Annotated in this window: 11 protein-coding genes; 4 read left to right on the top strand and 7 right to left on the bottom strand. The window is 34.3% G+C overall.

The genetic code is table 11. From position 1 onward, the window contains the following. Position 1 precedes the first annotated feature (1 nt). Entirely contained in the window at positions 2-514 is a 513-nt protein-coding gene (locus tag KORDIASMS9_RS16765; RefSeq protein WP_114903942.1) for a DinB family protein, read from the bottom strand. Positions 515-984: 470 nt separating this feature from the next. Here KORDIASMS9_RS16765 and KORDIASMS9_RS16760 point away from each other — a divergent pair, with 470 nt between their 5' ends. Further along, positions 985-1,335: a hypothetical protein gene (locus tag KORDIASMS9_RS16760; protein ID WP_114903941.1), complete on the top strand. Its 351-nt coding sequence runs from the start codon at positions 985-987 to the stop codon at positions 1,333-1,335. Positions 1,336-1,649: 314 nt separating this feature from the next. Here the strand turns inward: KORDIASMS9_RS16760 and KORDIASMS9_RS16755 are convergent, their stop codons facing one another. The 3 genes from KORDIASMS9_RS16755 to KORDIASMS9_RS16745 form a co-directional block, all read right to left on the bottom strand. Beyond that, positions 1,650-4,238: a phosphoenolpyruvate carboxylase gene (locus KORDIASMS9_RS16755; RefSeq protein ID WP_114903940.1), complete on the bottom strand. Its 2,589-nt coding sequence runs from the start codon at positions 4,236-4,238 to the stop codon at positions 1,650-1,652. A 93-nt stretch (positions 4,239-4,331) separates the two neighbouring features. Continuing rightward, positions 4,332-4,811: an Lrp/AsnC family transcriptional regulator gene (locus tag KORDIASMS9_RS16750; RefSeq protein ID WP_114903939.1), complete on the bottom strand. Its 480-nt coding sequence runs from the start codon at positions 4,809-4,811 to the stop codon at positions 4,332-4,334. An 87-nt stretch (positions 4,812-4,898) separates the two neighbouring features. Beyond that, positions 4,899-6,038, bottom strand: coding sequence for a M14 metallopeptidase family protein (locus KORDIASMS9_RS16745; RefSeq protein ID WP_114903938.1), 1,140 nt, complete (start codon positions 6,036-6,038; stop codon positions 4,899-4,901). Between the two features lie 308 nt (positions 6,039-6,346). Between KORDIASMS9_RS16745 and KORDIASMS9_RS16740 the strand changes: the two genes are divergently transcribed. Further along, on the top strand, positions 6,347-6,772 hold the full coding sequence (locus KORDIASMS9_RS16740) for a helix-turn-helix transcriptional regulator (protein ID WP_114903937.1): 426 nt from the start codon (positions 6,347-6,349) through the stop codon (positions 6,770-6,772). 262 nt (positions 6,773-7,034) lie between these two features. After that, the gene (locus KORDIASMS9_RS16735; protein WP_114905278.1) at positions 7,035-7,412 is read left to right on the top strand and encodes a hypothetical protein; all 378 of its coding nucleotides are present in this window, start codon (positions 7,035-7,037) and stop codon (positions 7,410-7,412) included. A gap of 139 nt (positions 7,413-7,551) precedes the next feature. On the opposite strand, the gene KORDIASMS9_RS16730 is transcribed toward KORDIASMS9_RS16735, so the two are convergent. Together KORDIASMS9_RS16730 and KORDIASMS9_RS16725 are read right to left on the bottom strand one after the other, a co-directional pair. Beyond that, complete coding sequence (locus tag KORDIASMS9_RS16730) at positions 7,552-8,352, bottom strand: alpha/beta hydrolase (protein ID WP_114903936.1); 801 nt, start codon at positions 8,350-8,352, stop codon at positions 7,552-7,554. Beyond that, positions 8,353-9,213 carry an alpha/beta hydrolase gene (locus KORDIASMS9_RS16725; protein ID WP_114905277.1) on the bottom strand — a complete coding sequence of 287 codons (861 nt, stop codon included), beginning with the start codon at positions 9,211-9,213 and terminating at the stop codon, positions 8,353-8,355. A 361-nt stretch (positions 9,214-9,574) separates the two neighbouring features. Here KORDIASMS9_RS16725 and KORDIASMS9_RS16720 point away from each other — a divergent pair, with 361 nt between their 5' ends. Further along, the gene (locus KORDIASMS9_RS16720) at positions 9,575-12,490 is read left to right on the top strand and encodes a T9SS type B sorting domain-containing protein (protein WP_114903935.1); all 2,916 of its coding nucleotides are present in this window, start codon (positions 9,575-9,577) and stop codon (positions 12,488-12,490) included. Between the two features lie 6 nt (positions 12,491-12,496). Here KORDIASMS9_RS16720 and KORDIASMS9_RS16715 read toward each other — a convergent pair whose 3' ends face one another. Beyond that, complete coding sequence (locus KORDIASMS9_RS16715; RefSeq protein WP_114903934.1) at positions 12,497-13,654, bottom strand: flavohemoglobin expression-modulating QEGLA motif protein; 1,158 nt, start codon at positions 13,652-13,654, stop codon at positions 12,497-12,499. Positions 13,655-13,665 lie beyond the last annotated feature (11 nt).

Here is a 13,665-nt window from a genome sequence, read left to right as displayed (position 1 = left end):
TTTATAAATAGCGCTCGTTAATGACATTTATATGATGTTTTTCGTGTCCTGCGGTAATATATGCCAAAGCACGAACAGTTATTTCATTGCCGCTTGCTACGCCCACTCTAGCTAACATTTCATCCGTAAAACTTTTAAAAAGCGTAATCGTTGCTTGTCGAATCGCATTGTATTCACGTAGCATTTCCATGCTATTGCGTTCGTTCGCGCCTGAATATGGTACATACTCATCTTGGTCAAAACCAGGTAAATCCGTTTTGTCATTTCGTGCAAAACGCAAGGCTCTGTTACAAAATATGCGTTCTGTATCCATGATGTGTTGCAGCACTTCTTTAATCGTCCATTTTCCTTCCGCATACGCACTTTGTAGTTGTTCTTCTTTGAGAGATGCCATTAATTCTGTGACTTCTTCGGCACCTTTGGAAAGTGCGGCTACTATATCTTCTCCTTTGTATTGCTGAACAAACGATTCAAAATACGGATTGTACTCGTTGGCATTGGGAAATGGAATCATAGCGATTTGAGATTTACGATTGTAGGTTTTTGATTTTTTTTGGAATTTCGAAGATACTATTTTTTTGGAAATGCTTTGCTTTAAAGTATTTCAATTTCAATTCAACTTTGCATGTTGTTGTTCGAAGCCTGAAACTTTGAAGCATTTTTGAGCAATGAAATTCATTATAATAAAAAAACTCATTTTTTTTGAAATAATGAATAATTCTTGAGATTCGATAAAAAAGTTTTATATTGTTGAAAATCACTCAAAAATCTGTATATTTGCGAAAATTCTTACACAAAAAACTTTAAAAAAACACTTTTTCTACACTTCGTAAAAGTTAAGTTAAACTAACAAAAATACGTAGAAAATTAAATATGATAATTTTCTGAAACCATTTTTCGATTAACTTAAATTTATCACTGATTTACAGTAAGTTATGCTGTAGACATACAATGTTGAATGACAATTGAAAAATTGGTGAGTTAATGGATATTTTACAAATTATAAGAATAGTAATATTAGATGGTGGAATCATAATTGCTGCAATTTACATTGTATCAAAACTTATTTCATCTATTACTAAGTACATTTTAACTTATAAATTGACAAAACTAAAATTATCTAATGATTACAAAATTCAAAGTAAAAAACAATCCAATCAAGAGCTAGCTATCAAACTCAGTAATTTAAATGATAAATTTGATAATTTGCATATCGAAGATGATATTATTATTATCAACAAACAGAAAGAGTTGGCTACAGAAAAACCAAGAAGGTATAATAGAAATCAAGAAGTAGAACTCACTGTAAAACATAGAAATAGTTCTGAATCTTGATATATTTCTTTCAAAGTACTTCTCGATACAATTTTTCTCCGCTCCACTCTGAAAAATCACTCGAAGAGACGTTTTGTGTTTTAGAAAGGCAATGGCTAAGCGACACAAAAAAGAAAAAGATTCAGAACTTACTGTGAAGCACAGAATAAGTTCTGAATCTTGATATGCATAGATTCTGCAGCGAGTGCGGAATGATATTTATAGTTCTCAAGAAACAGATTGCCACGCATTTTACAAATGCTCGCAAAGACGTTTCAAAGGAATCTAAGAAAACACGCGAAGCAATCCAAAAGCGGCAGCTGAGCTCGTCGAAGCTACGCCGAATTACGACTCGCATTTATGTTTCCAAATAACGAACGTGTCACCATTTTTTCATAGGTTTTGATTTCGTTTTCATCTGCATTTGGATCTTTTTGCAATTCGTGAATTCTTCGCAATGCGTATTGTTGAATCGTAAGTAACGGTAACACAATCTTTTCACGTGCGTGAATTGAAGCTTTCCCTGCCAATTCATTTTCCATTAAGGTTTCGTAACCCGTTAGTTTTAAAAGCATTCGTTTTGTACGATTGAATTCTTCAAAAATAACCGTCCAAAATTCACCAAACTCCTCATTATCTTTCATATATGCCGTTAACTTAAAGAACGACTTCGTTAAGCTCATCATACTGTTGGCAAGCAATGTGCGGAAGAAAGAAGAGTTTTTGTAGAGTTTTTCTACGGCTTCAAATTGACCGTTTTTCTCCATGTGTTCTAACGCAGTTCCAACGCCGTAAAATCCTGGAACGTTTTGTTTCAACTGACTCCAGCTTCCCACAAAAGGAATGGCACGTAAGTCAGAGAAATTGAACTCTTTAGACTGCGATCGTTTCGATGGACGACTTCCAATGTTAGTTTTTGCATAGTATTTTAACGTACTCATTCGCTCTAAATACGTTAAGAATCTTGGATGTTTTTTAAATGCCACATACGCATCATAACTTACGGAAGCCAAGGTTTCCATTGTCTTTTTATCATCTTCTGAAAATTCTGCCTTTGCGCCTGAAAATATTTCATTTGAGATTCCTGAACTTAACAATTGCTCTAAGTTGTATTGAGACGATTCTAAAGTTCCAAAGTTAGAGCTAATCGTCTGTCCTTGGATTGTTAATTGAATTTCTTCATCTTCCACCGTATTTCCTAAAGAAGCATAGAATTGATGTGTTTTTCCACCTCCACGCGCTGGCGGTCCACCTCTACCGTCAAAAAATATGACTTTGATTCCGTATTCGCGAGAAATTGCGGTGAGTTCTTCTTTTGCTTTAAAAATACTCCAATTTGCCATTAAATAACCGCCATCTTTGGTTCCGTCAGAGAAACCAAGCATAATGTATTGTTTGTTTCCTCTGCGTTTCAAATGTGCTGCATACGCTTCGTTGGTATACAAGGTTCGCATCACGCCTTCTGCCGCTTGTAAATCGGGAACCGTTTCAAATAACGGAGAAACATCTACATCGGGTTGTTTCCAATCGCATAAGCGCAACATTGTAAAGGCTTCCATTACGTGCAATGCCGATTGATTGTTACTGATGATATAACGATTGGAACCGCGTTCTCCATTTCGCGCTTGGATGGTTTTCATCGCATATATAGACGAAATTGTTGCGTTGGTAATTTCGTTTTCAAAATATTTTGCTTCTACGGTTGCATCAATTTGTGTTAAGACGTTGATTTTTTCTTCTTCCGAAGCATTTATATAATCTATTGAAAATAAAGCTTCTCCGCGATCTTTCATGGTTTCTACAATATTTTCAAATACACCTTGATGCACTCTCGAATCTTGACGAATGTCTAACATCGCAAAGTGATACCCAAATAGTTTTACTTTGTTGATTAAATCATCCAATTCTGCCACAAAAAGCGATTGATGATCTGAAATAATAACCGCTCTGATGCCTTTTAGTTCTGTTTCAAATTCAGCCAATGACAACATGCCTTCTTCTTTTCGCAGATACACATTGTTGTACAACATGTGTTCTAAATTCACCAAACGTTGTTCAACACCTTTAAACGTTATTCTACGCTTTAAATCTCGTATATCGCGGTAATAGTTCACTAAAATCGTATTTCGCAAACGTTCTGCGACTTTGAGTGTGATATCTGTAGTTACAAACGGATTTCCATCACGATCGCCACCAGGCCAAAACCCTAAATCAATGACTTGATTGTCCATTTCTTCCCCTTCAAATATGTTTTCTTTGATGTAACTGTAAATTTTACTTGCCGAATGATAGAACACATTTTGCAAATACCAGATTAAGCTTACCGCTTCGTTGTACGGCGTTGGTTTTTCTTTTTTGAAGAACGGTGTTTTTCCTAATTGCGCCAAAAGCTTCTTGATGGTCAATAAATCATCTACTTTGATAGCTTCTGCCAAATCCGTAATGATTCCTAGCACTTGCCCTGGATAGAATTGCGTTGGATGTGCTGTTAATACCGGACGGACTTTGAAACGCTTTAAATAGGTTTTTAGCGCGTCTAGCTTGTGTTTTTCCTCTGCTTCTTCCTTGATGTTTCGAAGCGTACCACGACCTTCCATATTATTTACTATGGAAAATGCGGCATCTTCTACGGCATCAAATAGTACGACTTGGCGCTCAATATATTGAATGAAACGAAAGAGTAGATTGTTTTTTTCGTCTTTTGTTTTGTTGTGATTCACATATCGCTCAAAGAACTTTTCAACAATTTGTGATGGATTTCTGTCTAAATCGTATCCTTGCTCGCAAGTATCACTAAATAAGGGCAATAAAGCACCCGTATTTGAGATCTCGTCAAAAGGCAAGGTCATAAAAATACTGTTGTAGATTTGGTATTTAGAAGAAACATTTTCATTAAAACGTTTCAATTTGGGTTTACGAGACATAAAATTTGAAATTTTAAGTTTGGTTTTTAATAAACAACCCTCGTACGAAAAGCACAAGGGTTGTATAAGAATCTATATTTTTTGCTTTTCACTTTATAAATCGTTGAAAATTGAATGCATCAAGCGTTTTTTGTCGTTAATGCTTTCTTCTAACGAAATCATCGTTTCCGTGCGTGACACACCTTCTATATCATCAATCATAAAGATGATATCTTTTGCGTGTTTTGTGTTTTTTGCGCGTACTTTACAGAAAATATTGAATTTTCCTGTAGTGATGTGTGCTACCGTAATGTATGGAATTTCATGTATTCTATTGAGTACAAACTTTGTTTGCGAGGTTTTATCTAAGAATATACCTACGTATGCAATAAATGAATATCCTAGTTTTTGATAGTCTAATGTTAAAGAAGAGCCACGAATGATGCCTGCTTCTTCTAATTTTTTAACACGAACGTGAACCGTTCCTGCGGAGATTAATAATTTCTTTGCGATGTCTGTAAATGGAATTCTAGTATTTTCAATCAGCATGTCTAATATCTGATGATCCACTTCATCTAACCTAAATTTTGCCATGATTATCTTATATTATTTTTTAAAGATAATGCAAAAAAACCAAAAAAAATCGAATAATAATGCATAAAACACCATTAGATATGTTAACTAATTGTCAATTTTATTGAATTTTCTTAAATATTCCACAACATCAGTTTGCAGCGAAAACGATTGAAATATATGCTTCGGAGCGATTGACTCCTGAAAATCAATTATTTTGTGTGCGAACGATTTTTTTAACATTTTTTTGTCTTCAATATAGGGTTCGAAGTGAATTTTTCCATTTTTAAGGACTTCTTGGTACATAATTCCCACATCGAAAGTTTCGTTTTGCTCCGTTTGAAGGTTTCTTAAAATGATATCATAATGCTGTTTTTTATTTTCAGGAATCTTAAAATAAGCGTCTGTATAGGTGCCAAAAATTTCTGTGGAAGCAATGTATTGAAGTGCTTCTATGCATGCGTAAAAAATCAATTCTCGCGTGTTTTCACGTTGGTAGTCGTTCGGAAAATGTCCAGCTTCGAATAAAACAGTGGGCGTTCCGAGTGATTGAAAGGTGTCTCCAACACAATTGAGATTGAATCCGTCATCATAACGTCCAACATGATTTGGAATGCTTTTTTGCAGCATTTCGTTCATTTTTACAATGATTTCCATGCTTTTCTCACGGTTTAGAGTAATAGAGCGCTTTTCATCCTCAGAAGGCGTTAAAAACGATACAATTGCTGATTTATCTATGTTTCCTGCACTGAAAATTGTGCGTTGTCCGTGTAAATTGAAACAGTAATCTGGTTGAAACTCCTCATACACCGTTTTTAAAACCACACTTTCGGGCTGTGAAAGTGTTTGTGCATCACGATTTAAGTCGATTTCATTCGCATTAAGACGTGTATATGCATGTGCGCCATCAGGATTTAGCATTGGAATGATACACAGCGTACAATCTTTTAAAATTGTTTCAGAAGCTTCAGAAGCTTCTTTTAGGAAGTTGAGTAAGTCAAAAACAGCTTTTGTGGTGGTAGATTCATTGCCGTGCATTTGTGACCACATGAGAATTTTTTTTTCGCCATTTCCGATCGTTAAGGAATGAATTGGGCGATTTTCTACCGAAGTTCCGATGTGTTTCAAATTGAATGTGGAAGGCAATTGTTCCAATAGGGAAGTAATATGATGTAAGGTTATATAACGACCTCCTAAACTCGATTCGAAATGTGAGCAATACCAATTTGCCAATGGATGTGTATACATGTATGTTTTCAATTAAGAGTTACAAATGTAAACATTGTATATTTTACAATTGTAAACAACAATTCATAGCACTGTTGTTTAATATTGTAAACAGTTTACTTCAATATCTATGTAACTTGCTGTTTACAAGCAACCTTTGTAAACAGTCTATTTAAAATAAACAATTAAATAACTTAATTTCAATTAGTTAACAGTGTTTTATTAAAGTAAATTATAGCTTTTGAGTATTGTTTAACATTGTATTCTTGTAGATGTGAAACATTATATTTACATTTGTAAACATTCAACTTTTAAAACCTTTGTTTACAATGATAAACACTTCTGATTTTACTAAAAGACTCAAAAAAGTCATTGAATATTACGAGGTATCTGCTTCTGCTTTTGCCGATCGCTTAGGTGTACAACGCTCAAGTATTTCGCATATTTTATCTGGAAGAAACAAGCCAAGTTTGGAATTTGTCATGAAGATTTTAAGTGCTTTTCCAGAAGTAGAATTGTATTGGTTGTTGAATGGAAAAGGGAGTTTTCCTAAAAGTGATACACCTGAACCTGTAAAAACTCCTGCTCCAATTTCCAAAGCTAAAACGACGTCGACAAATGTGCAAGCAACCTTGTCACTAGAAGAAAATATACCAACATCACTTCCAACACAAAATACATCATCCAATCAAAAAACAATTGACAAGATTGTTATTTTTTATACGGATGGTACTTTTGATTCTTATAACAAATAGATTTTTGATTTGGTCGTTTTGCTGCTGTTTGCTGGTAAACTTGTTTACTTTCTGTTTGTTTTAAAACCTAAACTATAAACTTCTTATTTGTTTATTCGTTTTTTGTGGATTTGTTTATTTGTCCTGACTCATAACTCATAACTTAGTTGCTAGTTACTGATAAACTTTCTTTTGTTTCAAAGCTTAAACTTCCAAACTTAGTAGATTTTTGATCCTTTTTTTGGTTATTTTTGCAGAGAATTTATTCAAAAACTATATTCTAGTGAAAAACTTCATTTTCAGTATTTGTATTGCCTTATTTTTAAGTTCTTGTTATCATGTAGAAGTTAATTGTAACGATTTTAAAACAGGAACTTTCGAATTTACGTATGAACTTAACGGCGAAACTAAAACAGGGAAATCAGTTCGTACAGATACCTTGAGTATTGATTATTATGATAATAAAATTGATACGTTTACCATTCGTTGGGTGAATGAGTGTGAGTTTATTGGTCGAAAATTGCGTCCTATTGATTATTCGGATAGCAAACCCATTCAGATGAAGATTCTTTCTACCACAGAAAACTCGTATTTGTTAGAGTATAACTTGCTAGAAGACCAATCTACCAAAAAACGTGGTACTGTGATTAAATTGAAGTAACTGTTGGTTGTTGATTAAATTATACCAATTCTACTATAAGATGCAACAAATAAGTGTTTGAACTTCTTTTTTGTTAATTTGTTATCTGTTAATTTGTTTTAAGTTCAGATTGACAAATCAACAAAAAGACAAAATACCATCACTTCAACACTTCATCCAAAGCTTCAAAGTATGCTGGAAACCTGATGAGATCGTTGTGTGAACCGTTGGAAATCGTGTAGAATTTTTTAGTTCCACTCCTCGACTTTTGATAGAGTTCTTGTCCGTGTTCATACGGAACTACTGCATCTTTTGTTCCATGAATCATATAAGTTGGTATCTTGATTTGCTGAATGTTTTCTATGTTTTGAAAAGGATAATTCAGCAACCACTTCAATGGTAAAAACCAAAAACGTTTTTTTCCTACTTCATATACACTTGTAAAAGTAGATTCTAATAGTAATTGCTTTGCTTTTCGATGTGTGGCGGTGTACGTTGCAAAAGCGCCACCAAGGGAACGACCAAAAATTGTGATTTCGTCTACAGAGAATTTTGTTTTTGTGTAGTCGTAAAATAATAAGGCATCATCCAGCATTTTGTGATATTGGCGTTCGCCGATACTTTTTCCATAGCCGCGATAATCCATAATGACTACGTCATACTGGTATTTTGCAGACAAACCTTCTGCCCATTCTCCCCAATATTCTATGGTGCGTGCGTTTCCGTGAAAATATAAAAGAACGCCTTTCGGATTTTCTTGTTTGTAGTGTAATCCATGTAAAATGGCATCATCTGACGCTTTTAAATATAATTCTTCAAAAGGAACAGACGACGTAAACACGTGATCTTGCGGCAAGATTTCGCTTTGGAATATTATTTTTTCTTGAAAGGCAACTAACATACAAATCAGCAACAAATATAAGGCAATAAGTGCAATAGCTACACGTTTTACGAACTTCATTTACGCTTTTTTTCTTCTAAAGTTTAAACTGGAGTTTTTTGGATCTATTTCTTTTGGCAATTCAGAATGTAATATTTCTTCTAAAAAACGATGGTATTGCGGAAATGTGTGCAAATTGTTGTGTCCGCCATCAATGACAGGATATAAGCGCGCCCATTTTCGATTGATTTTAGAAAGCTTCACGCTCGTTTTGAACGGAATAAGCTTGTCATTCGTACCATGAATAATTTTGATCGGGCATTTTACATATTCAATCCAACGATACGTTTTTACAGGAAATCGCAGAATTAACGACATCGGCATGATGGGCAAAAAGCGTTTCGTAATGTGTTTTACGCTGTAATACGGCGCATCTAAAATTAATAAACGTGGATTGTTGCTAGACGCCAATTTTGTAGCAAATCCTGACCCTAAAGATCTTCCGTATAGTGTAATATACTTTTCGTCTACTTGTTCTTTTAAACGATCGTACACGTACTGTAAATCTCTTTTAATGCCAGCTTCTGTACGTTTTCCAGTACTTTTTCCATAACCGCGATAATCTACCATCAAGACATCAAAACCATACCGTGTAAAATCGACGGCAAACTTTCCCCAACCTTTGATGCTTCTGGAATTTCCTTTTAAATATAAAACGACACCTTTTGGACGGCGGACTTTAAAGTGAATTCCGTTGATATTGACGCCTGGATCGACTTCAATATTGTATTCATCAAAAATTTGATTTTCATAGTCAAACTCAAAATCAGTCGGCAGTTTTTCAGCTTTGAAAATAAAGCGTTCTTGTAGAAAATATAGCACTATATTCGAAATGATATAGATAATGATAAAAATGAAAATTCCAAGTGCCCAGTATGACATGTACGTTTCTTGTTTTAAAGTCTTAAGATAGGAAAAGTTTGGCAACTCTTGAAAAATCCTATAGAAGTTTATTAAAAAAGCACTCTTCATCTACTTTTAACATAGAATTTTCTTAATAGTACTTCCATACATATACTCATATATCGCATTTCCTTAAAGAATAGTTTTAAACTACTGTTCATAAAACATTTTTTTACCTGTTGAATGCTTCTGGAAGTAGAAATCACCTACGTTACGTTTCACTTGATAGTTTTATCGGAAAAAACATATACTATTCTAAAAAAATAAAGTAAATTTAAAAGGTACTTTATTGGTATGCTTGTTCTATACGTAATACATTAAAATTTTAGGTGCCTTTTTTATGAAAAATAAAGTTGTACTGTTTCTCTTTTTTATTTGTAATATCACTTTGGGCTTCGCACAAGGAGAAGCCAATATATGGTATTTTGGTGAGAATGCAGGATTAGACTTTAGTAGTGGAAGTCCCGTAGCTTTGACAGACGGGCAACTTGATACCTTGGAAGGTTGTGCCACAATTTCTAATCCCGCAGGAGAACTTCTATTTTACACAGATGGAATTACGGTTTGGGATCGAAATCATACTATAATGCCCAATGGAACTGGTTTAGAAGGTGATCCTTCAAGTTCTCAATCTGGTATTATTGTTCCCTATCCAAACCAACCCAATTTATACTTTGTTTTTTGTGTAAATGATGTAAGTTCTAATGGTGGACTTTACTATAGTTTAGTCGATTTAAATCTTAATGGTGGCAACGGAGACGTTATTGTTGGGCGAAAAAATATATCATTACTTGAAAATAGCGCTGAAAAAATAGCTGCTATTAATGATGATGATTCTGGTTATTGGGTTATTTCGTATGCGGGACTCACCGGAGCAGAAACCACATACGATACCTACCATGCGTTTAGAATTACAGATTTGGGAATTAATATAAATTCAGTTACTTCTACACATAGTGCTTGTAGCTCAAATGACGAAAGAGGATATTTGAAAATTTCTCCAGATTCTCAGAAAATTATTAATTGTAATCAGGAATTTGAACATGTTTGTTATCATCGTTTCGACAACATTACAGGAATTGTTAGTAATGAAATAGCACAATTAGATGTGGAAGCAAGAGCATATTGTGCCGAATTTTCACTAAGCTCTTCAAAAGTATATGTTTCTTCTGGAAGAATTTCTTCTAATGATGCCTATTTGCATCAATTTGATTTAGAAGCATCAAATATTCAAAATTCAAGAGTAGAAATTTATTATGAAGTTCAAGAACGTGCTGCGTTACAATTAGCGGTTGATGGCAAAATTTATTACGCAAGACCTGATCGAACGTATATAGGTGTTATTAATGATCCTGAAGCAGACGGTCTTGCATGTAATTATGTAAATGAAGGTGTTAATTTGAATGGCAGACAATGCAAACAAGGCTTGCCACCATTTATTCAATCATTTTTCAATGTAGGTATTCAAGTCTCAGAAACTTGTTTTGGTGATGCCACTATTTTTTCTGTGAGTGCTACTGAAAACATTACCGCTATCATGTGGGATTTTGGCGATGGAACCACGTCTACTGAAGTAAATCCTGCGCATATTTACACAAATCCTGGAACATATACTATTAACGTTACTGTCAATTCTGCTACACAATCCGCATCATTTACTCAAGATATTACTATTTATGAAAATCCTATTCAATTGCCTGTAACTGATTTTATTATATGTGATGATGAAGGCAATGACGATATTGAACTTTTTGATTTAAGCACAAAAAATCCTGAATTGCTGTCTGGGCAACCCACAACAAGCATGTTTGATGTAAGCTATTATGAAACACTAAATGATGCTATGAATGACACCAATCCATTGGATACAAATTATACCAGTACAAATAGTACACAAACCATATTTGCACGTGTGTATAATATTGAAAACCCTAATTGTTATGTAATTAGTGATTTTGATTTAATTATTCCAGAAGCTCCAACAACAATCACCATTGCAAGCCTCGATATTTGTGATATTCTAAACGATGGCGAAGAACTTATCAATTTATCACAATTTGATGCACAAGTGTTAGACAGTCAAAGCAATAGTACATTCAACATATATTACTATGAAACACAAGAAAACGCTACCAATGATACTAACAGAATAGCGCCAAATTACATGCTGCAAAATACAAATCAAACACTACATATTCGTAAAGAAAACAGTCAATATCCCAATTGTTTTGTCGTCACTAGTTTTGAACTGAATATGTTTACACAATTCATTGCAAATCCTGTAGAAAATTTAATTACTTGTGATGATGTCAGCAATGATGGATTTGAAATATTTGATGTAGCTACCCAAGACGAATTTGTATTGAATGGACAAACTGGGAGTTTTACCATTAGCTATTACACGAGCCAAGAAGATGCAGATATGGACCTAAACCCAATTCCTCAACAATACACTAACGAAGCCAATCCGCAAGAAATATTTGTCCGTATTCAAAATGCTGACGCTGCAAATTGCTACGATACAACTTCATTTTTTATAGAAGTAAAAGAAACTCCTAATGTAGATACGGAACCAATGATTGCTATTGTATGTACGAACGAGTCCATAGTAATCACTGCTGATAGTGGCTACGATGAATATTTGTGGAGCACAGGAGAAACTTCGGAGTCAATAGTAGTCACACAAGCAGGAACCTATACCGTTACCGTAACCAACAATTATTTATCTTCTCCCGCAATAAGTTGTAGCAATATACAAACCTTTCAAGTGATTGAATCTGATGAAGCCATCATAGAATCTGTTGAAATTCAGGATTGGACATTGAACAACAATCAAATTGAAATCATTGCTTCAGGTATTGGAGATTATGAATATGCAATAGACGGTAGTGGCTATCAAGACAGTCCAATTTTTACAAACTTAGCACCTGGCAGCCTTACGGTGTATGTAAGAGATAAAAATGGTTGTGGTGTGGTGAGTGAAGATATCAATTTATTATTCTATCCAAATTTCTTTACGCCTAACAATGATGGTTTTAATGATTATTGGCAAATAATTTCGTCTACAGCCGAAGCAGATTTACGAATTTATATTTTTGATCGTTATGGAAAACTGTTAAAAATTGTAAAGCCTGAATCGCCTGGATGGGACGGTTTATATAACGGAAGACCGATGCCTTCTTCAGATTATTGGTTTTTGGTGGAACGCCCTAGCAACAACAGAACCTATACAGGACATTTTACATTAAAACGTTGATAAAAACTACTTCAAATTCTCTAAAATAAAATCCACAGTTTTGTTGGTATTGTTGTTTTCCATGTATGAATCGGTGATGTGCTTTGAATCGACAGCGCAACCATTTTTTGCCAGCGAATCAATACTTTCCAAATAATCCAACGTAATTTTTCCGCGCAATAAAGGTTGTAAGTCTTTGCCAGATTTGTAGTAATTGTACACTTTTTTAAGTCCTGTGAGATATAGATAATCTTTGGTAAATCCGCCACCGCGATGCGCTCTTGTAGAGATATTAAACGCCGTTTCTCTATCTAAATCATAATTATTAATGAACAATCTAAACGTTTGCGAAAACGAATAGCCTTTTGCCAAACTATCTACAGCAATCACACGATATGCCAATTCTTTCAATCGCTTCACCGTCAGATTATTACTCATATATTCAGAAAAAACCGCCAATCCTTCTTGGGTTTCTTCGTAATTTGGAAAACCGTTGGAAAATATATGCAATGGATGCAACAATCCGTTCATCGTGGTTACCATGTGTACACCAATTTCATGATTGGTCAATACCGCGATTTCATTGTCTGAAAATATATGTTTTTCATTAATCACCAATGTTTTGATATTGTTCAACACCATGGCAATAGCGCTCATATCTTTTGAAAATTTAATATGATATGAAAAATCGTATTGTTTAGAATATTCTCGGAACAATGCTGCTGTTTCTGCTGCAGTGTATTTAGGTTGAAATTGTTCCTCGTTCGGATCTTCTTCTTCAAAATGGAGAATGAATTTTGCATTTTCTACATCTTGTTCTTTCGGTGTTCCAAACGAATGCAAACTGTTGTAATAGAATTTGTGCTTCGTTCCAATAGTTTCAATACATTGAATCAATCCAGAATACGCATAAATAATGTCTTCATACAAAGCTCTTGTATTTGCATTTTCAATACGTTCAATAGGCTGTGAGAACAATTCGCGATGCAAGCGAAACCGATCAAAATCCATTTGTGGATAGGTAAATTTTGGATCTGTTAAGTATTTGGACTGAAAGAATTTTTGTTTTTCTTCTTCCATATTTAATGGATTGACATAACTCAACAACTCAACCTTTTTTACTAAGTCGTCAATATTCTTATCAATTTCAAAAAGCACTTTGCTCGCTACATTGGTATCATTCATTCGTACTACGT

The sequence above is a fragment of the Kordia sp. SMS9 genome (assembly GCF_003352465.1).
GTDB lineage: Bacteria > Bacteroidota > Bacteroidia > Flavobacteriales > Flavobacteriaceae > Kordia.
Note: the sequence above shows the minus strand (reverse complement) of the source record. Positions and strands in the feature narration are given on the sequence as shown.

Bases quoted from the DNA above. Each gene is read 5' to 3' on its own strand.
- KORDIASMS9_RS16765 (WP_114903942.1), bottom strand. From the start codon at position 514: ATGATTCCATTTCCCAATGCCAACGAGTACAATCCGTATTTTGAATCG.
- KORDIASMS9_RS16760 (WP_114903941.1), top strand. From the start codon at position 985: ATGGATATTTTACAAATTATAAGAATAGTAATATTAGATGGTGGAATC.
- KORDIASMS9_RS16755 (WP_114903940.1), bottom strand. From the start codon at position 4,238: ATGTCTCGTAAACCCAAATTGAAACGTTTTAATGAAAATGTTTCTTCT.
- KORDIASMS9_RS16750 (WP_114903939.1), bottom strand. From the start codon at position 4,811: ATGGCAAAATTTAGGTTAGATGAAGTGGATCATCAGATATTAGACATG.
- KORDIASMS9_RS16745 (WP_114903938.1), bottom strand. From the start codon at position 6,038: ATGTATACACATCCATTGGCAAATTGGTATTGCTCACATTTCGAATCG.
- KORDIASMS9_RS16740 (WP_114903937.1), top strand. From the start codon at position 6,347: ATGATAAACACTTCTGATTTTACTAAAAGACTCAAAAAAGTCATTGAA.
- KORDIASMS9_RS16730 (WP_114903936.1), bottom strand. From the start codon at position 8,352: ATGAAGTTCGTAAAACGTGTAGCTATTGCACTTATTGCCTTATATTTG.
- KORDIASMS9_RS16725 (WP_114905277.1), bottom strand. From the start codon at position 9,213: ATGTCATACTGGGCACTTGGAATTTTCATTTTTATCATTATCTATATC.
- KORDIASMS9_RS16720 (WP_114903935.1), top strand. From the start codon at position 9,575: ATGAAAAATAAAGTTGTACTGTTTCTCTTTTTTATTTGTAATATCACT.
- KORDIASMS9_RS16715 (WP_114903934.1), bottom strand. From the start codon at position 13,654: ATGAATGATACCAATGTAGCGAGCAAAGTGCTTTTTGAAATTGATAAG.